Origin of the sequence: Andreprevotia chitinilytica DSM 18519 (assembly GCF_000711875.1) — a bacterium.
In the GTDB taxonomy this organism is placed as follows: domain Bacteria; phylum Pseudomonadota; class Gammaproteobacteria; order Burkholderiales; family Chitinibacteraceae; genus Andreprevotia; species Andreprevotia chitinilytica.
Window position 1 is genome coordinate 44,654 of the sequence record NZ_JONM01000016.1, and the last position, 18,612, is coordinate 63,265.

Annotated in this window: 13 protein-coding genes; 9 read left to right on the forward strand and 4 right to left on the reverse strand. The window is 55.7% G+C overall.

Features of this window, described 5'->3' with window-relative positions:
* Window positions 1-392 precede the first annotated feature (392 nt).
* From BR41_RS17360 to BR41_RS17390, 7 genes are read left to right on the forward strand one after another with little or no spacing between them, the layout of a single operon-like run.
* Window positions 393-2,543: a bi-domain-containing oxidoreductase gene (locus BR41_RS17360; protein WP_035059541.1), complete on the forward strand. Its 2,151-nt coding sequence runs from the start codon at window positions 393-395 to the stop codon at window positions 2,541-2,543.
* A complete protein-coding gene (locus tag BR41_RS17365) occupies window positions 2,540-4,402 on the forward strand; it encodes an alginate lyase family protein (protein WP_169741329.1) in 1,863 nt (620 codons plus the stop codon). The genes BR41_RS17360 and BR41_RS17365 overlap by 4 nt, the downstream gene beginning before the upstream one ends.
* Window positions 4,399-5,622 carry a glycosyltransferase family 4 protein gene (locus tag BR41_RS17370; protein WP_035059548.1) on the forward strand — a complete coding sequence of 408 codons (1,224 nt, stop codon included), beginning with the start codon at window positions 4,399-4,401 and terminating at the stop codon, window positions 5,620-5,622. The genes BR41_RS17365 and BR41_RS17370 overlap by 4 nt, the downstream gene beginning before the upstream one ends.
* Window positions 5,615-6,217 carry a sugar transferase gene (locus BR41_RS25595; RefSeq protein ID WP_035059550.1) on the forward strand — a complete coding sequence of 201 codons (603 nt, stop codon included), beginning with the start codon at window positions 5,615-5,617 and terminating at the stop codon, window positions 6,215-6,217. Before BR41_RS17370 ends, BR41_RS25595 begins: the two co-directional genes overlap by 8 nt.
* Window positions 6,210-6,845 (forward strand): acetyltransferase, encoded by a 636-nt coding sequence (locus BR41_RS25600; RefSeq protein ID WP_035059552.1) that lies wholly within the window; start codon window positions 6,210-6,212, stop codon window positions 6,843-6,845. Before BR41_RS25595 ends, BR41_RS25600 begins: the two co-directional genes overlap by 8 nt.
* 10 nt (window positions 6,846-6,855) lie before the next feature.
* Window positions 6,856-8,040, forward strand: a complete 1,185-nt coding sequence (locus tag BR41_RS17385) for a DegT/DnrJ/EryC1/StrS family aminotransferase (protein ID WP_035059554.1) — start codon at window positions 6,856-6,858, stop codon at window positions 8,038-8,040.
* Window positions 8,040-9,959 carry a polysaccharide biosynthesis protein gene (locus BR41_RS17390; protein WP_051711256.1) on the forward strand — a complete coding sequence of 640 codons (1,920 nt, stop codon included), beginning with the start codon at window positions 8,040-8,042 and terminating at the stop codon, window positions 9,957-9,959. Before BR41_RS17385 ends, BR41_RS17390 begins: the two co-directional genes overlap by 1 nt.
* Before the next feature lie 9 nt (window positions 9,960-9,968).
* Here the strand turns inward: BR41_RS17390 and rng are convergent, their stop codons facing one another.
* Window positions 9,969-11,420 carry a ribonuclease G gene (gene rng / locus BR41_RS17395; protein WP_035059556.1) on the reverse strand — a complete coding sequence of 484 codons (1,452 nt, stop codon included), beginning with the start codon at window positions 11,418-11,420 and terminating at the stop codon, window positions 9,969-9,971.
* 236 nt (window positions 11,421-11,656) lie between these two features.
* On the opposite strand from rng, the gene BR41_RS17400 reads away from it, so the two are divergent.
* Entirely contained in the window at window positions 11,657-13,738 is a 2,082-nt protein-coding gene (locus tag BR41_RS17400; protein WP_084187350.1) for a YjbH domain-containing protein, read from the forward strand.
* A gap of 115 nt (window positions 13,739-13,853) precedes the next feature.
* On the forward strand, window positions 13,854-14,384 hold the full coding sequence (locus BR41_RS17405; protein ID WP_035059560.1) for a DUF4337 domain-containing protein: 531 nt from the start codon (window positions 13,854-13,856) through the stop codon (window positions 14,382-14,384).
* 16 nt (window positions 14,385-14,400) lie between these two features.
* Here BR41_RS17405 and holA read toward each other — a convergent pair whose 3' ends face one another.
* The 3 genes from holA to leuS form a co-directional block, all read right to left on the reverse strand.
* Complete coding sequence (gene holA, locus BR41_RS17410) at window positions 14,401-15,414, reverse strand: DNA polymerase III subunit delta (RefSeq protein WP_211251796.1); 1,014 nt, start codon at window positions 15,412-15,414, stop codon at window positions 14,401-14,403.
* Entirely contained in the window at window positions 15,414-15,911 is a 498-nt protein-coding gene (locus tag BR41_RS17415) for an LPS-assembly lipoprotein LptE (protein ID WP_051711260.1), read from the reverse strand. The genes holA and BR41_RS17415 overlap by 1 nt, the downstream gene beginning before the upstream one ends.
* Before the next feature lie 77 nt (window positions 15,912-15,988).
* A complete protein-coding gene (leuS, locus tag BR41_RS17420; protein WP_035059631.1) occupies window positions 15,989-18,604 on the reverse strand; it encodes a leucine--tRNA ligase in 2,616 nt (871 codons plus the stop codon).
* Window positions 18,605-18,612 lie beyond the last annotated feature (8 nt).

Sequence of the window (18,612 nt, forward strand, 5' to 3'; positions counted from 1 at the left end):
TGTGCATTTGCAAGATTGATAGGCTCGCTTGGTTCTGGCCCCCGAAAGACTTTTGGCTATTCAACAAAGCTGCCCAGTTTCGGGCTCGACTGTTTACAGCTACATGGTTTTTAGAATGTTGGTTCCTTAGGTGGGCGTGTTTTTCATCGGTGGTGGGAACTTTATTTGTCAGTTTATTGTTTTGTAAGAAATTCTTGATGTTTGTGCTGCATGTTATTGAGTATTGCTGAATTAATATTCTCGCTGAGATGTGGTTTGGTTCTTGGTATTGGTGATTGTTTTTCTAGTGTTAGTAATGAAGTGGCTTTTTGTAGCTATCGCATTTCTTTGCTAAAAGACTGTCGACTGATTTTTGGAAAAGCTAGCAATATCCTTAAGTAACCGGAAATAAAATGAAACAGATCCTGCAAAACATGGGGAATGGTCAAACCTCGTTGGTGGAGGCTCCTGCGCCCAAAGTGGCACCAGGGACATTGTTGATTCGTACTACGCATAGCCTGATTTCCGCTGGGACAGAGCGGATGCTGGTTGACTTCGGCAAAGCATCTTTGTTGGACAAGGCCCGCCAGCAGCCAGAAAAAGTGAAAATGGTTCTCGACAAGGTTAAAACGGAAGGCTTGCTGACAACCATCGATGCCGTTAGATCGAAACTAGATCAACCGCTGCCGCTGGGTTATTGCAATGCGGGTGTGGTGCTGGAAGTTGGAGCTGGCGTTGAAGGATTCCGGCCTGGGGATCGTGTTGCCTCGAATGGTCCGCATGCCGATATCGTTCGAGTACCCAAGAATCTGTGCGCTCGAATTCCAGATGGCGTGGCCGGCGATATGGCTAGTTTTACGGCTTTGGCCGCAATTGGTCTGCAAGGCATCCGGTTGGCTGCACCGACTTTGGGTGAGCGCGTGGTGGTAATTGGCTTGGGGTTGATTGGTCTTTTGACGGTGCAGCTGTTGCGGGCACAAGGATGCCAGGTACTCGGAATCGATTTTGACGAGCAAAAACTCGCTTTGGCACGGCATTATGGTGCAGAAGTTTGCAATCCGGCCAAAGGCGAAGATGCCGTGGCGGCGGGGTTGGCCTTTGGCAAGGGACAAGGTGTTGACGCGGTCCTGATCACGGCCTCTACCAAATCTTCTGATCCTGTAACTCAAGCGGCTCGAATGTCCCGCAAGCGTGGCCGGATCATCTTGGTCGGGGTGACCGGCCTTGAGTTGAATCGAAGCGATTTCTATGAGAAAGAGCTGAGTTTTCAGGTCTCATGCTCATACGGTCCAGGCCGATATGACGATGACTATGAACAGCGCGGGCAAGACTACCCGCTCGCCTTCGTGCGTTGGACTGAACAACGTAACTTTCAGGCGATACTTGCGCTTTTACAGCAAGGCAAGTTGGATGTATCTCGGCTAATTGCGCAACGCTTCAGTTTTGAGGATGCGCTGGCAGCTTACGACACGCTAACAAGTGATCGCTCCGCGCTTGGATTGGTTTTGGAATACCCTGCAGTGGATGCTGCTGTTTTGCAGCCCAAGGTTGTGGCTCTTGGGAACGCGCAACCGGCCAACTACGCTACTGCCGAGCCCGTTGTCGGTTTTATCGGCGCAGGTAACTATGCATCTCGAATGCTGATCCCTGCGTTCAAGGCCGCTGGCGCGCAATTGCATACAATCGTATCGAGCGGCGGCGTCAGTGGCGTCCATCACGGTCGCAAGGCCGGCTTTGCGTATGCCGCGACTGACATGGCAGAAGTGTTGTTGCAACCTGGCATCAACACGATTGCGATTGCGACGCGGCATGATGCACATGCCGCACAGGTGGTGCGTGCGCTGGAAGCCGGCAAGCACGTTTTTGTTGAGAAGCCGCTGGCCCTGAGATTGGACGAACTCCAGTCCATTGAGCGGGCCTATCGGTCAGCCCAAACGAATGGCGACTGCATGCAGCTCATGGTGGGATTCAATCGCCGGTTCGCCCCGTTGATTCAGCAAATCTTTCGAGCTCTGCAGCCAATCAAAGCACCGAAATCATTCATCTACACGGTCAACGCTGGTGCGATTCCAGCAGACCATTGGACGCAAGATCGGTCCGTGGGCGGAGGACGTATTTTGGGTGAGGCTTGCCACTTCATAGACCTGCTGCGTTTCCTGGCCGGCAGCGCCATTGAGAAGGCGGACATCCTCACGATGCCGCCAAATCCAGCGCTGGCTGCGAGCGACGACAAGGCAATTATCAGCCTGAAATTCGCTGACGGGTCTATCGGTTGCATCCAATACTTTGCGAATGGCGGCAAGGCCTTCCCGAAGGAACGACTAGAAGTATTCTGCAACGACGGCGTGTTGCAGATGGATAACTTCCTGCGGCTGCGGGCATTCGACTGGCCCGGAGTAAAAAATTCCCGCCTTTGGAAGCAGGACAAAGGACAGCAAGCATGTGCAGTCGCTTTTCTTGATGCTGTTCGCACTGGTACGACAGTGATTCCGTTTGAGGAGCTGCTGGAGGTGTCGCGCGTCTCAGTTGAACTGTCCGAGCAGCAAAAGGCTGTATCCGCGTGATTCGCAGGTTTTGGCGGGCTACCGCATTATTGCCCAAGCTTGGCATAAGCAATGTTGTGCGCGTGTTGCTTTATCGTGCCTTAATGCGTTTCGGTTATTACCGATACCGTCTGCCAGCGGGTAAGCCCTATGCGGGGCCGTTCCTCGAATTTGCAAAGTCAGACCAAGGCATCTCGACGGTTATCGAAAATGACGCGGCGTTACTTCTTGCCGCAGATCAATTGCTGGTAGGCAAACTGAGTTATTTTTCAAGCAGCGCTTACCAGGTTGGTTTTCCGCCAAACTGGTTTTCCGACCCGTTTTCTGATCTAGTTTGCGAAGCCAATGCGATGCACTGGTGCGATATCCAAGAGTTCGCGTTGAACTCCGGGGATATTAAATCAATTTGGGAGCCGTCGCGGTTTGACGGCCTGCTATTGTTGGCTCGTGCTTGGTTGGTCAGTAGGGATGGTCGCTATTCACAAGGCATTGAAGCGTGGATTTCATCATGGGTGGCGGCTAACCCGGCTAATATCGGACCGAATTGGAAGTGTGCCCAAGAAACCGGGTTGCGGCTTATTCAGATGTTGGTCGTGTCAGGGCTGCTGCAAAGGTGGGCTGGCGTTTGTGCTACTCCTGCAATGATCCGTTTTGTGCAAGAGCACGCCGAGCGTATCGAGCCGACGATGCTTTATGCTGTTGCGCAGGACAACAATCACGCGACTTCTGAGGCTGCAGCGCTGTATCTGGCTGGGCTTTGGTTGCAAGAGCGGGGAGTTGCTCCAGCTGCACGTTGGCGAGCACTTGGACGCAAGTGGTTAGAAAACCGCATCAAACGACTTGTCATGCCTGACGGTAGTTTTTCGCAGCATTCAGTTAATTATCATCGGTTGATGCTGGATACCTTGTGCTACGTCGAGTTGGCACGTTCAGAGGCCAGTGACACGGCGTTTTCGCCAGCTTTTCTGGCTCGTTGTCGAGCCGCTACGGAGTGGCTGGCTGATTTTGTAGATCCACTCTCTGGCGATGCCCCTAACTTGGGGGCAAATGACGGCGCTAGGCTCATGCAATTGCATTCCTGCAGTTACCGGGATTTTCGGCCGCATGTGGCATTGGCCGCTAATTTATTTCTGGACGCGCGCTGCTATCCCACGGGAGAGTGGGATGAGCCGTTACACTGGCTAGGTCGTTCGGTGCCATCTCATACCCGAGTACAGCGTCAATCGCATCTGTTTGCTGATGGGGGGTACGTGCGACTACAACGGGGAGTGACTTGGTTACTATTGCGCTTGCCTCGGTATGTCTTTCGGCCATCACAAGCAGATGGGTTGCATCTCGATCTCTGGTCAAGCGGTCGCAATCTGCTTCAGGATGCCGGTAGTTACGCTTATCATGGCGACCCATCTCTGATTGGTTATTTTCCGTCTACTGCTGCTCATAATACAGTCGAGTTTGACGGTCGCGATCAGATGCCAAGGCTGGGTCGTTTCTTGTTTGGCTGTTGGTTGAAATGCCAGAATTTGACATTTGATCCTAGGGCTTTGAAGGTGAGTGCGGCCTATCGTGATGATCGCGGGGCGAGCCACCATCGTTCAATCGAGTTGCTATCAGAACGGTCGCTGGAGGTGATAGATGAGATTCAAGGTTTTTCCAGTACGGCCATATTGCGCTGGCGACTACCCGCCGGAGCATGGCGATTGCAGGGGCGCAGGCTACAGGGTGAATTAGCCTCAATTGAGGTCGTGTCGGACTTGCCGCTGACGCTGGCGCTGGTCAGCGGGATGACATCCTTACATTACCACTCGTTCGAAGAACTACCCGTCCTCCAGATCACGACCAGCGTGCCCGGGGTCGTTATAACCAAGATTCTCATAGCATGAAAGTACTTTACTACCATCAGCATTTCTCGACGCCCGCTGGCGCTACGGGCATACGCTCTTATGAAATGGCCAAACGCCTGATTGCACGCGGCCATCAAGTTCTCATGATTTGTGGCAGTTATGGCGGAGCTCAGACAGGATTGAGCCAACCGTTTGTCGCAGGTATGCGCCGTGGCCTGGTCGATGGGATCGATGTCATCGAGTTCGAGCTCCCCTATTCAAATCGTGACGGTCTATTGAAGCGAACCTGGACTTTTCTGAAGTTTGCCGCGCGCAGCAGTTGGTTTGCGTTGCGAGAGCCTTGCGATCTGGTCTTTGCCACGACCACACCTCTGACTGCGGCTATTCCCGGGATTGTTGCACGTGTTCTTAGAGGCCGGCGTTTTGTATTCGAAGTACGTGATCTCTGGCCAGAATTGCCGCGCGAAATGGGTGTGATCAAGAATCCGGTTGTCTTGACGCTCATGTCCTGGCTGGAATGGTCCGGTTATCATGCCGCGTGCCGGGTTATCGGTTTGTCGCCAGGTATTGTCGAAGGCGTTGTACGGCGTGGCATAGCCCGAGAGCGGGTGGCGATGGTTCCGAATGGCTGTGATATTGATCTGTTCGATACAGATGCCTCCCTGGCTTGGCGCCCTCCAGGGGTTGCGGCAAGCGACCTGATGGCCGTGTTTGCAGGAACACATGGACAAGCGAATGGCCTGGGGGCGGTGCTAGATGCGGCCGCAGTATTGAAAGCCCGCGGACGGCATGACATCAAACTCGTATTGATCGGCCAAGGCAAGCTTAAATCCGCTTTGAAAGAAAGGGCGGCACGGGAAGGGCTGCATAACGTGATCTTTCATGACTCGGTGAATAAACGGCAGCTGAGCGGCCTGATGGCGGCGACCAATGTGGGTATGCAGGTATTGGCAAATATCCCCGCATTCTATTTCGGAACATCCCCGAACAAATTTTTTGACTATCTATCAGCCGGACTGCCAGTGCTGAACAATTACCCCGGCTGGTTAGCTGGCCTATTACAAGAACAAGGTGCCGGCGTCGCAGTGCCGCCTGATGACCCGAATGCCTTTGCCGATGCTTTGATAAGCATGGCGGACAACCGAGAAGCGCTCGCCGCGATGGGCGTGGCGGCCAAGCGTTTAGCCCGCGAACAGTTTGATCGCGCCAGACTGTCTAATCAGTTCGTCGACTGGTTGGAAGGGGCTGTCCGTGCTTAAACGTGTTTTTGACTTTACTGTCGCGCTGGGGGCGCTGTTATTGCTATGGCCCGTGTTATTACTACTGACCATCGCTGTTGCATGCTTTCTCGGGTGGCCTGTTTTCTTTGCCCAAGTCCGTCCCGGTCTCAATGGCCGGCCCTTCAAGATGATGAAGTTCCGGACGATGACCGGGGCGCGGGATCAACATGGATTGCTTTTGCCAGATGATGTGCGACTGACAAGGTTTGGCAGATTTCTGCGCGCCAGTAGCTTGGATGAGCTGCCGGAGTTGTGGAATGTGCTCAAGGGCGAGATGAGTCTCGTCGGTCCGCGTCCGTTGCTGATGGAATATTTGCCGTTGTACTCGCCAGAACAGGCACGTCGGCACCTGGCGAAACCAGGTATAACGGGCTGGGCGCAGATCAATGGCCGAAACGCCATTAGCTGGGAAGACAAGTTTCGGTTGGATGTTTGGTACGTTAACCATTGGTCGTTCTGGTTGGATTTGAAAATCTTGTGCCTGACGGTGAAGAAGGTCTTGGTTCGAGATGGCATTAGTCAGGTTGGTCATGTGACGGCCGAAAAATTCACCGGATCGCATTCGAATGAGTAGATTGATCATTCTTGGCGCGGGCGGACATGGAAAAGTGGTGGCGGATGCTGCCGAACTAGTTGGCCATTGGGAAACTGTCGCATTCCTTGATGACCGTTATCCTGAATTGACCAAGATCATGCATTGGCCAGTGTTGGGTCGACTCGAAGATGTCTTGACCCAAGCCAATTCCAATACCGAGTTCCTCGTGGCTATTGGCAACAACCGCGTGCGGCTAGACTGGTGTCGGCAAATTCTGGTGGCTGGCGCTCGATTGGCCTCCGTCATCCATCCTCGCGCAAACGTTAGCCGCTATGCCCAACTCGGGGCAGGAACGGTCTGCTTTGCTGGTGCAGTTGTCAATATTGCTGCAAAGCTGGGAGTCGGTTGTATCGTTAACAGTAACGGGTGTGTCGAACATGACTGCGTACTTGGCGATGCGGTGCATATCTGTCCTCACAGCGCATTGGCTGGTGGCGTCACGGTGGGGCAGGCCAGCACCGTCGGCATTGGATCCTCTGTGCGGCAGCTGATTGAAATAGGTACAGACGTAGTAATCGGGGCAGGCAGCGTGGTCGTTAGCAACATCGGCTCTGGGCTAACGATTATGGGGGCGCCTGCAGAGCCTCGTAAACCTCAAACAAACTGAAAGTGATCTCATGCTTAACACTAATCTTTCCCCTTGGCCAAGCTATACAGAGGAAGAAGTTTCCGCAGTTGCAGCGGTGTTGCGTTCAAATAAGGTCAATTACTGGACCGGGAATGTATGCCGCGAGTTTGAGCGCGAATTTGCCGAATATCTTGGTTGCAAGCATGCAATTGCATTAGCCAATGGCACACTGGCGCTTGATCTTGCGTTAAAGGCGCTCGGCATAGGTCCTGGCGACGAAGTGATTGTTACGTCACGTACCTTTCTGGCCTCTGCGAGTAGCATTGTTACTGTTGGCGCGACCCCGGTATTTGCAGACGTTGACCTGGATTCACAAAACATTACCGCCGAAACGGTTCAAAAGGTGATTTCGTCACGAACCAAGGCGGTGATGTGTGTGCACTTGGCCGGACGGCCCTGCGAAATGGATCCGATCATGGCGCTGGCACTAGAGCATGGTCTCTACGTGATTGAAGATTGTGCGCAAGCGCACGGCGCCCGTTATAAAGGCCGGCATGTTGGGACTATCGGCCACATTGGTGCGTGGTCCTTTTGCCAAGACAAAATCATGACTACCGGCGGTGAGGGCGGCATGGTTACAACCAATGACGATGCACTATGGAACAAAATGTGGTCATACAAGGATCACGGCAAGTCATGGGATGCAGTCTATATCTGCCAGCATCCGCCGGGTTTTCGTTGGGTCCATGAGTCGTTTGGCACCAACTGGCGGATGCTGGAGATGCAAGGAGCGCTGGGCAGGATTCAGTTGAAGCGGCTGGATGACTGGAAAGCGCGCCGTCAGTATTTGGCTGCGAAAATCGACACCGTTGCTGCTAGTTACCCGCTGATTCGCAAAGTTATGGTGCCGGATTACATCGATCACGCTTGCTACAAGCACTACCTGTTTGTCAAATTAGACAAACTGAAGGGGGGGTGGAGTCGCGACCGTATAATTGATGAGCTGGCCGAGCTCGGCACGCCCTGCTATCAGGGTTCGTGTTCTGAGGTCTATCTCGAGAAAGCGTTCGACGGTACGCCTTGGCGCCCTGGGGAACGCTTGCCAGTCGCTAAGGCGCTCGGCGAAACCAGCCTGATGTTCTTGGTTCACCCTACACTGCGAGATGACGAGATTGAAAAAGTTTGTCGGGCTCTCGACACCGTGTTGCAGCGGGCCAGTCCAGAGGTAGTGTAATGATCAAACAGCTGGCTAACTTGCCTAGGCGTACCAAAAGCCTGCTTATCCTAACGGTGGATTTCTTTCTTCTGCCGTTGGCATTGTGGATATCTATCGCCCTGCGTCTGGATAACTGGCGTTTCCAGTCCGTGCACGCTTGGTGGGTCTATTTTTTGCCTTCACTGATTGCCATTCCGATTTTTGTCAGGATGGGGTTGTACCGGTCCGTGATCCGTTGTTTGGAAGATCGCGGTCTTGCGACGATTGTAATCGCGGTAACTATTGCCGTTGGATTGTTTGCCGGGCTGGTGTCGCTGCTGAGCCTTCCTGTTGTGCCGCGTGGTGCCCTTTTGATCTTCTGGATTCTGGCGATTGTTTGTATCAGCGCTAGCCGTTTCGTAGTCAGAGCTGTGCTAAGAGGCTTGTTGCAGCCGGGTGGTCGTGCGCGATGCAAAGTATTGATCTATGGCGCGGGCAGCGCAGGGCGTCAACTGGTTGTTGCTTTACGTACGGGCCAAGAGTATGTACCAGTGGCATTTGTTGACGATGATCCCCGACAGCAGGGTTTGCTTGTTGCAGGTGTGAAGGTATTTGCTCCAATGGAATTGTCATCGCTCGTGCGTGCACTTAACGTACGCCAAGTGTTATTGGCGATTCCGTCGGCAAGTCGTAACCGACGTGTAGAGATCATTAATCAACTGGAACCCTTGCATGTAGAAGTTCGCGAGGTCCCTGGTATCACCGATCTTGTCGAGGGCGAGGTCAGATTGGCGGATGTGCGTGAGGTAGGGGTCGACGAATTACTCGGGCGTGAGATTGTACCGCCGAATATCAGATTGTTATCTGCCAATATTATTGGGAAATGTGTAATGGTGACTGGCGCCGGTGGGTCAATTGGCTCAGAGCTGTGCCGCCAGATTTTTCGTAATCAGCCGGTACGATTGGTATTGTACGAGCACTCTGAATTTGCCCTTTATAGTATTGAGCACGAGCTGCGCCAGTTTGCTTCAGCGAAGCGGCTTTCTATCGACATTATTCCGGTATTGGGCTCAGTCCAGAATGGTGCGCGGCTCTTTGGGATCATGGTTCGCTACGGTGTGCAGACGGTGTATCACGCCGCCGCTTACAAGCATGTGCCAATTGTAGAATTCAACATGACCGAAGGGCTGCTTAACAATGTGTTTGGCACGCGAGCGACTGCGGATGCAGCAATTCGCGCAAAGGTTGATACCTTTGTACTCATCTCGACGGATAAGGCGGTGCGCCCGACTAACGTGATGGGAGCTAGCAAGCGCATGGCTGAATTGGTGCTTCAGGCCTATGCCCAAGATCCGGCGGTAAAAACTGTTTTTAGTATGGTTCGTTTTGGCAATGTGCTTGGGTCGAGTGGTTCGGTCGTGCCATTATTTCGTAAACAGATCTCGGCCGGGGGCCCTGTGACGGTGACTCATCCAGATATCATTCGCTATTTTATGACGATTCCCGAGGCTGCGCAGCTGGTAATTCAAGCTGGTGCCATGGGCAATAAAGGCGAAGTGTTTGTTCTTGATATGGGCCAACCAGTGAAGATTGTTGACTTGGCTCGCCGCATGATTCACCTCAGCGGATTTAGCGTCAAGGACGAAATCAATCCAGACGGAGATATTGCAATTCAGTTCAGCGGGTTGCGTCCGGGCGAAAAGTTATATGAAGAGCTGTTGATCGGTGACGATGTTAGTGGTACTGATCATCCTCGCATAATGAAAGCCAATGAGCGCTGCATTTCAAAAGAGGAGTTGGACATAGAAGTTGTTCGTTTGGCGCAAGCCTGCGCACTTAATGAGTTTGGCGAGATACATGAGATATTGTCCAAATGCGTGGCAGGATTTTGCCCGGATGAGAACATCCGAGATCACTTACATGAAGTGTTGCAGCATGGGACGATTTTGTTGCACTAATTGCCCTGGTTATACTAAAACCACATCAAACCGCTCCTGCGTATAAGCCGTCTCCACCTGTAAATAAATCGGTTTCCCAATAAAATCTGCCAGTTGCGCCAGGCTGGCGGATTCTTCATCCAGAAACAAATCAATTACATTCTGCGATGCCAATATCCGGTATTCACGTGCATTGAATTGGCGTGCTTCACGCAAGATTTCTCGCAGGATTTCAAAACACACTGTTTCCGCCGTCTTGATTTCGCCGCGTCCTTGGCAAGTCGGACAAGGCTCGCACAGTACGTGGGCGAGCGATTCACGGGTGCGTTTGCGGGTGATTTCGACCAGGCCGAGGCTGGTGAAGTTGCTGATGGTGACCTTGGTGCGGTCTCTCGCCAGCGCTTTCTTTAGCTCATCGAGCACCGCCGTTTTGTGCTCTTCGTTATCCATGTCGATGAAGTCGACGATGATGATGCCGCCCAGGTTACGTAGCCGCAGCTGGCGGGCGATGACTTGGGTGGCTTCCAGATTGGTCTTGAAGATAGTGTCGTCAAAGGAGCGGGTGCCGACGAAGCCACCGGTATTAACGTCGATCGTCGTCATCGCTTCGGTTTGATCGATGATCAGATAGCCACCGAACTTCAGGTTCACGCGACGGGAGAGGGCGCGTTCAATTTCGGCCTCGACGCCATATAGCTCGAACAGCGGCCGCTCGCCAGCATAGTGCTGCACGCGTGGGAGCACGTCCGAGACGAAGGCTTGGGCGAACTCGGTCATCTTGGCGAAGTTTTCGCGCGAATCGACCAGCACCGCGTCGGTGTCCTCGCCGACCATGTCGCGTAGCACACGTAGCTGCAGCGACAGATCCTGGAACAGCAGCGAGGTAGCCGGCATCGTCTGCGACTTGTGCTTGATGTCGCCCCATATACGGTTCAGGTAATCGATATCGGCGCGCAGTTCGTCGTCGGTAGCGTGTTCGGCCGAGGTGCGAATGATATAACCCTGATGCTCCCCGGTCAGTAGCCGCGCCATCCGGTCGCGTAGCTGTTCACGTTCGCCGCCGTCCTCGATGCGTTGTGAGATGCCGATGTGATGTTCTTGTGGCAGAAACACCAGAAAGCGGCCGGCGATGCTGACTTGGGTCGAGAGGCGCGCGCCCTTGGTGCCAATCGGGTCCTTGATCACCTGCACCAGTACCGGCTGCCCTTCGTGCACCAGCTTTTCGATGCGTAGCGTGTCGTTCGGGTGTTGGCGCTGTTCGATGACATCGGCAATGTGCAGGAATGCGGCGCGCTCCAGGCCGATTTCGATGAAGGCGCTTTGCATGCCGGGTAGTACACGCTTCACCACACCCAGATAGATATTGCCCACTAATCCACGTTGAGCGCTGCGTTCGATGTGGATGTCTTGGACAACGCCATCATCAATGGCAGCGACACGGGTTTCTTCGGGGGTGATGTTGACGAGGATTTGTTCTTTCATGCGGATGAGGAGAGCCAATGCAATGGATTTGCGCGACTGAGGGATGCCAACTGCTTACGGTCGCGTTGATCGCCTCAGGGTAGCAGAAGCGTGGCGTCCTGGTAACACCAAGGCGCGTCGAATCGGGAAACGCCAGCATCCTGAGGTTTCACCTGCTAGATTGCAGCTCATTGAAGACGAGCTGAATAAGGGCTGACTCAGGTCGCCGGCTATTCGGCCACACAACAAAGACCGCCATGAAGCCCTCTCTGAAGCGGATTGCCCGCCTGCTCTGCCCGATGTTCTTGACTGCCGCCGGTTTGCTTCACGCTGAACCGTCCTTGATCGGCCAATCCGGATTGATTCATATGCCGGATGCACGCATTGGCCAGCAGGATGATTTGCAGGTGGGCTACGGTTATGTTGACCCTTACTTCACCTTCTGGACCAGCGTGGCGTTTCTGCCTCGCTGGGAGCTATCGGCTCGATACACACGGGTGAGTGGTGTATCTGCGTTGAGCACAAGCTATGGCAGCGAAAAGGACAAGGCGTTCGATAGCAAGCTATTGCTGCTAACAGAAGGGTCATACTGGCCAGCCCTTGCGATTGGATATCAGGATTTTCTCGGTAATCAATTGTTTGAAGCCAAATATCTCGTCGCTAGCAAAAAACTTGGACCGGTTGATCTGACTCTGGGGGCGGGATCGGGGCGGATCAAGGGTGCGTTCGGCGGAGCGCGTTACCGGATTAACGATCAGTGGGCGTTGGTTGGTGAATACAATGCGATCGATACAAGCCGTACGAACATTGATCAGACATCAGATGCTCACTTGCATCGCAAAGGCCCTGCTGCCGGGGTCGAATACCGCTGGGGCTGGCTCGGTGCTCAAGCGAGTTATAGCCGCGATGCCAAATGGGGCCTGAATGCATTCGTCGATGTGCCGCTGAATGCCAGGGAATTCATCCCGAAGATCGATGAGCCAGCTCCTTATATCGATGCCACTCCACGCCCGACCGCAAAGGAATGGCAAACCGATCCGCAGTACCTTGGCCATCTACGCGATGAGCTGGTGCGGGAAAACTTCCGCAATATCGCCATCGAGTATCGCGGCGACACGCTCAAATTGGCGCTGACCAACTCACGTATTTCCGACATGAACCGTGCCGTCGGCCGCGCTGCGCGCGTAGCGACGGCGCTGGCCCCGATTGAGATGCGGCGTATTGAGATCACTTACGGCGTTAACGACACCCCGGTCGTCACCTATGCGTTTGGCGATAGCGACAAGCTGGTCGATTATTTTGGCGGCGTGGTCGGCAAGGATGAATTGGCGCCGACGGTGGAGCGGCATTGGTCCGATCCGAAGCAACAGCCGGCTCCGCCTGAATATGCTTTTTGGTCCGCGCTGGCTGATGCCGGCCGGATGCAATTGCAGGTGGGTGAGGAAGGGGACGTGGTGCGGTTGAAGGCCGAAGATGCCCAAGCGAGCCGCATCCGTGTTGCGCCATACACGCGCTTCTTTTTCAATGATCCGAGCGGTGCGCTCAAATACGAGCTGGGCCTGGTCGCCACGTATTACCAGAAGCTGGCGCAGCAAACCTGGTTGCACGCCGGTGTGGCCGCTTCGTTGCTGGAAAATGTCAGCGACGTCACTCAGCCTTCGAATAGTCAGTTGCCGCACGTACGTAGCGATATTGCCAATTACATGCGTGCCAGACGTTATCGGGTCGATGACGTCACAGTATCGCGCCTGTTCAATCTCGCGCCGGGTTGGTATGCCCGCGCCAGCGGCGGCTTGTACGAGCAGATGTACGGCGGAGCAGGTGGTCAGGTGCTCTATTACTTGCCGAATTGGCCGGTGGCATTTGACGTCAACGTTGATTGGGTCAAGCAGCGCGACCCGCAACGGCCGCTAGGCTTTCGCGACTACCAGACGCTGACTGGCTTCTTTAATACGCATGTTGAATTGCCGTTGGGATTGTCCGCGACGGCTCGCATCGGCCGCTTCCTTGCCAAGGACACCGGTGTGCGGCTGGAGTTGCAGCGGCGCTTCAATAGCGGCGTGACAATCGGTGGTTGGTACACGCGCACCAATGGTCACGACGTGACCTCACCTGGGAGCCCGGATAGCCCGTATTACGATAAAGGTTTTTTCGTGTCCATCCCGCTCGACATCATGCTTACCAAGGACACCAAGGCCGGTGGCACGATTGCACTGTCACCATGGACGCGTGATGTTGGTCAGATGGTCTATTACCCATCTGACTTGTACAACCTGCTGCACAAGAGCGCAGTGGTCGATTACAACGAGCCGAACTGGTTCGATGCGCTCAACAAATAAGATGGTTTTCGGCGAGTGTTACTGTTGGTTGGGTGTGTGCATCGATACGTTTTCATACATGCGAATGTATTGCGACTTTGGCAAAATGGCCGTTTTGCATAAGTAGGTTGATGTCATGTCCGAAGCCACCAAGGAACCGTGGTTGAACCAGCTGGCGCTGGTCACGGTGATTCTCGCTGTCTGTGCCACGCTGTCTACGTTCAAGGGCGGCGGCTATTCGACCAAGAGCTTGATCAACCAGCAGCTGGCATCTGATCAGTGGGCGTATTACCAGGCCAAGAGCACCAAACAGAATCTGTATGAGTTGCAGATTGGTCAGCTGGAATTGCAACTGCAAACCTTGCCACCGAATAGCCCGGCACTAGCGGCCTATACCGCCAAGCTCGGCGAATACAAGGGCAAGGTTGCCCATTACGACGACGACCGCAAGAAAGCCGAGCAGACCGCCCGTGCGTTCGAAGCGGAGCGCGACGATGCGCAGAAACACGGCAAGCCGTTCGGGCTGGCGGTGATCTTTCTGCAGGTGGCGATCTTGATGTCGTCGATTGCGGCCTTGATGAAGCGGCGGGCGATCTGGTTGGCTGCCTTGCCGCTGGGCGTGGTAGGCGTTGCGTATTTCTTTGATGGGTTCTGGTTGTTCTTTTAATTGACCCAGGGTGGGTTCAGCGCACGAGGGCCTTGCCCATCAACCCCAATCCCATCCCCCGCAACTCATCCCAAGCATCGCCTTGGCCAATCCCCTTCACCATGCGATCAATCTCTGCTGCCTGGGCGAGCGCAGTGCGCAAGGTGCTGGCCTTGACGCGAGTCAACGCTCCTTCGATATAGCGTTGCTTGGAGCCCCAGATGCGGTTTTCTTTCATCAGCTGCGCCATCGGCGTGCCACGGGCGCGGCCTTGGCCGATGCGGTAGAGGGCGCGGGTTTCTTCGGTGAGGGCCCAGAGGACCAAGTGCGGCGCTTCGCCTTCCGCCTTGAGGCCATCAAGCATGCGCACGAAACGCGTTGGGTCGCCGGCCAGTAGCGTCTCGCCAAGTTGGAAGACATCGAAGCGGGCGACGTTGGCGACTGCGGCCTGCACATCATCGAGCGTGATATCGCCTTGTGGATGCAACAGGCCGAGTTTCTGGATTTCCTGATGCGCGGCAAACAGGTTGCCTTCGACCCGGTCGGCCAGGAAGTCGAGCGCCTCGGTGGAGAGCCGTTGTTGCTGCTTGGCCAGTCGGCTCGCCATCCATTCCGGCAATTGGTGGCGCTCGATCGGTTTGGCTTCGATGACCTCGCCGGCACCGGAAAGCGCTTGGAACCACTTGCCGTTGAGTGCCGTGCGTTCAAGCTTGGGCAACAGCACCAAGGTCAGCGTATCGGGCGGGAGGTCGCTGCAGAAGGCTTCGATGTGCTTTGCGCCCTCCACACCGGGTTTGCCGGTCGGGATGCGCAACTCCAGCAGTTTCTTGTCGGCAAACAGCGAGAGCGAATTGCCGCTCATGATCAGCCGGCTCCATTGGAAGCCGGTTTCCACTGTCATTACTTCGCGCTCGGTGTAGCCTTTTGTGCGGGAGGTATCGCGAATGGCTTGCGCCGCCTCCTGGATCAAGAAGGCTTCGTCGCCATGCAGCGTGTAGAGCGGCGCAAGTTCGCCGTTTAGATGCCGGCCGAGCTGATCAATTCTGAGCATCAGGGCTGCTGCGCGTCAGGGTGGGTCGCAACAGCGGTGATGCGGCGCAGGATTTGTAGCGCAGCGTCACGTTGCATGTCCTTGATCAGCAACGCGGCTTCCGCGTCCTTGCCCAGCGGGTTGTTCTCGTCGTAGCTGTAATCACGGAACAGGCTGAGGTGCCCGTCATCGATCAAGGTATCTTTGTCGCGGCGCACGCGGTAATTCACCGTGTAGATGATCCGATATTCGCTCACGCGGCCAGCGCCGTTGATGGTCAACACTTGCTGGCGATTCGTCTCCAGTACGACATCGATCTGCACTGCGGCTGGCGATGCGGCATCCAGCAGGGTGACTTGCGGCAGCACTCGCAGCAGCTCCTTGAGCTGTTGGGCTGTGCCGCCCGCGCCGGTCACATAGGCCGACGGGAAGGCAAACACTGGGTTTGGCCCTTGGCCGCGCAGGTGGAAGCCGCAAGCTGCGAGCAGCAAGGTGGCGAGAATCAGCAGTCGGCGCATGCCAGCTCCAGAAATGGGGGAGCGAGCCGCAGCTCGCTCCGATGGGTTGGGCAACAGTTTGCTAGGCAATAACGCGCTTAGGCAACGATGTTCACCAGGCGGCCCGGCACGACGATGATTTTCTTCGGTGTGCCATCGAGGTACTTCTGGACGTTTTCGTCGGCAAGGGCTGCTGCTTCGATTGCTTCCTTGCTGGCATCCTTGGCGACCTTGATCTGGGCGCGCAGTTTGCCGTTCACCTGAACCACCAGTTCGATTTCATCCTGCACCAGCGCGCTTGCATCGACTTGTGGCCAGGATTGCGCCAGCAGTTCGGTGCCCGGCTTGAGGGCGGCCCACAGCGCATCGGCCGCGTGCGGCACGATGGGCGAGAGCAGTATCACGGCCGCTTGCAGGACTTCTTGCGCGACGGCGCGGCCGGCGGTGGAATCAGTCTTGGTCTTGGCATAAGTGTTGAGCAATTCCATTACGGCCGCGATGGCGGTGTTGAATTGCTTGCGGCGGCCGTAGTCGTCGCTCACTTTATGAATCGTGTGGTGCAGCGAGAAACGCAGTGCCTTCAGTTCAGCGGTCAATTCGCCACCGGTATAGGTCGGCACGACCCCCGCCACCACGTGCTCATGCACGGTGCGCCACAGCTTGTTCAGAAAGCGGAATGCGCCTTGCACGCCGGCATCCGACCATTCCAGCCCTTGCTCCGGTGGCGCGGCGAACATCATGAACAGGCGCGAGGTATCCGCACCGAATTGTTCAATCAACGCTTGCGGGTCGACGCCGTTGTTCTTCGACTTTGACATCTTCTCGGTGCCACCGACGATCACCGGCTGGCCGTCGGCCTTGAGCACGGCGGCGATGGTACGGCCTTTTTCGTCGCGCTTGATTTCGACGTCAGCCGGGTTGATCCAGTCTTTGTGGCCTTCGCCGGCGTCGCGGTAGAAGGTTTCGGCGACGACCATGCCTTGCGTCAGCAGGTTCTTGAACGGCTCGTCGGACGTGACCAAGCCTTCATCACGCATCAGCTTGTGGAAGAAGCGTGCGTACAAGAGATGCAGGATGGCGTGTTCGATACCGCCGATGTACTGATCGACCGGCAGCCATTGGTTGCCGGCTTCCTGCTCGACCATGCCGCCTTCGAATTTCGGCGAAGCGTAGCGGGCGTAGTACCAGCTGGATTCGACGAAGGTATCCATCGTGTCTGTTTCGCGTCGCGCTGCGCCACCGCATTTCGGGCAGCTGCACTCGTAGAACGCGGGGAGGCGGTTGAGCGGATTGCCACGGCCATCCGGGACGACGTTTTCCGGCAGGACGACCGGCAGTTGCTCGGCCGGCACCGGCACGTCGCCGCAAGTCTGGCAGTGGATGATCGGGATCGGGCAGCCCCAGTAGCGCTGGCGGGAGATACCCCAGTCGCGCAGGCGGAACTGAGTACGGCGCGCGCCGTGCTGGCTGGTTTCCAGGTCGGCAACGATGGCATCGAACGCGGCGGTGAAACCCTTGCCGTCGTATTTGCCGCTGTTTACTGTTTCAACCGATTCGTCCTTGGCTGCGTACCAGTCTTGCCAGGTCTTCGCGTCGAATGCACCGTCGCCATTGGCGAGTGCGTAGACCTGCTTGATGGTCAGGCCGTACTTGTTGGCGAATTCGAAGTCGCGTTCATCGTGCGCTGGCACGGCCATCACGGCGCCTTCGCCATAGCCCCACAGCACGTAGTTGGCGATCCAGACCGGCAGCTTGGTGCCGGTGAGCGGGTGGATGACGAACTCGCCGGTCGGCATGCCCTTCTTTTCCATCGTCGCTACGTCAGCCTCGGCGACCGAGCCGGCTTTGCATTCGGCAATGAAAGCGGTGAGGTCGGCGTTCTTGGCGGCGGCGCGGGTGGCGAGCGGGTGTTCGGCGGCGACGGCGACGTAGGTTGCGCCCATCAGTGTGTCCGGGCGGGTGGTGTAGACCTTGAGCTGACCGGCTTCGCCAGTCGTTTCAACGTCGTAGTCGAAGACGATTTCCGCGCCGTAGCTCTTGCCGATCCAGTTGCGCTGCATGGTGCGCACTTGTTCCGGCCAGCCGTCGAGCTGATCCAGATCGGCCAGCAGCTCTTCGGCATAGGCGGTGATCTTGAAGTAATACATCGGGATTTCGCGCTTCTCGACCAAGGCGCCAGAGCGCCAGCCGCGCCCGTCGATCACTTGTTCGTTGGCGAGCACGGTCTGGTCGACCGGGTCCCAGTTCACCACGCCGGAGCGCTTGTAGATGATGCCTTTCTCGAACAAGCGGGTGAACAACCACTGCTCCCACCGGTAGTAGTCCGGCTTGCAGGTGGTCACTTCGCGATCCCAGTCGATGGCCAGGCCCAGCGATTTGAGCTGGGTCTTCATGTAATCGATATTGGCGTAAGTCCACTCGGCAGGTGCGCGGCCGCCCTTGAGCGCGGCGTTTTCAGCGGGGAGGCCGAAGGCATCCCAACCCATCGGTTGCAGTACATTGAAACCGTTCAATTTATGGAAGCGGCTCAGCACGTCGCCTATCGTGTAGTTGCGCACGTGCCCCATGTGCAGTTTGCCGCTGGGGTACGGGAACATCGACAGGCAGTAGTATTTGGGTTTCGACGTGTTGTCGTCGGCCTTGAATGCCTGCTGCTGTTCCCATTTGGATTGCGCAGCGGACTCGATTTCGGCCGGGTTGTATTGCTCGTGCATTGCCAGCA

Bases quoted from the DNA above. Each gene is read 5' to 3' on its own strand.
- BR41_RS25600 (WP_035059552.1), top strand. From the start codon at position 6,210: ATGAGTAGATTGATCATTCTTGGCGCGGGCGGACATGGAAAAGTGGTG.
- BR41_RS17370 (WP_035059548.1), top strand. From the start codon at position 4,399: ATGAAAGTACTTTACTACCATCAGCATTTCTCGACGCCCGCTGGCGCT.
- rng (WP_035059556.1), bottom strand. From the start codon at position 11,420: ATGAAAGAACAAATCCTCGTCAACATCACCCCCGAAGAAACCCGTGTC.
- BR41_RS17390 (WP_051711256.1), top strand. From the start codon at position 8,040: ATGATCAAACAGCTGGCTAACTTGCCTAGGCGTACCAAAAGCCTGCTT.
- BR41_RS17360 (WP_035059541.1), top strand. From the start codon at position 393: ATGAAACAGATCCTGCAAAACATGGGGAATGGTCAAACCTCGTTGGTG.
- holA (WP_211251796.1), bottom strand. From the start codon at position 15,414: ATGCTCAGAATTGATCAGCTCGGCCGGCATCTAAACGGCGAACTTGCG.
- BR41_RS17385 (WP_035059554.1), top strand. From the start codon at position 6,856: ATGCTTAACACTAATCTTTCCCCTTGGCCAAGCTATACAGAGGAAGAA.
- leuS (WP_035059631.1), bottom strand. From the start codon at position 18,604: ATGCACGAGCAATACAACCCGGCCGAAATCGAGTCCGCTGCGCAATCC.
- BR41_RS17405 (WP_035059560.1), top strand. From the start codon at position 13,854: ATGTCCGAAGCCACCAAGGAACCGTGGTTGAACCAGCTGGCGCTGGTC.
- BR41_RS17400 (WP_084187350.1), top strand. From the start codon at position 11,657: ATGAAGCCCTCTCTGAAGCGGATTGCCCGCCTGCTCTGCCCGATGTTC.
- BR41_RS17415 (WP_051711260.1), bottom strand. From the start codon at position 15,911: ATGCGCCGACTGCTGATTCTCGCCACCTTGCTGCTCGCAGCTTGCGGC.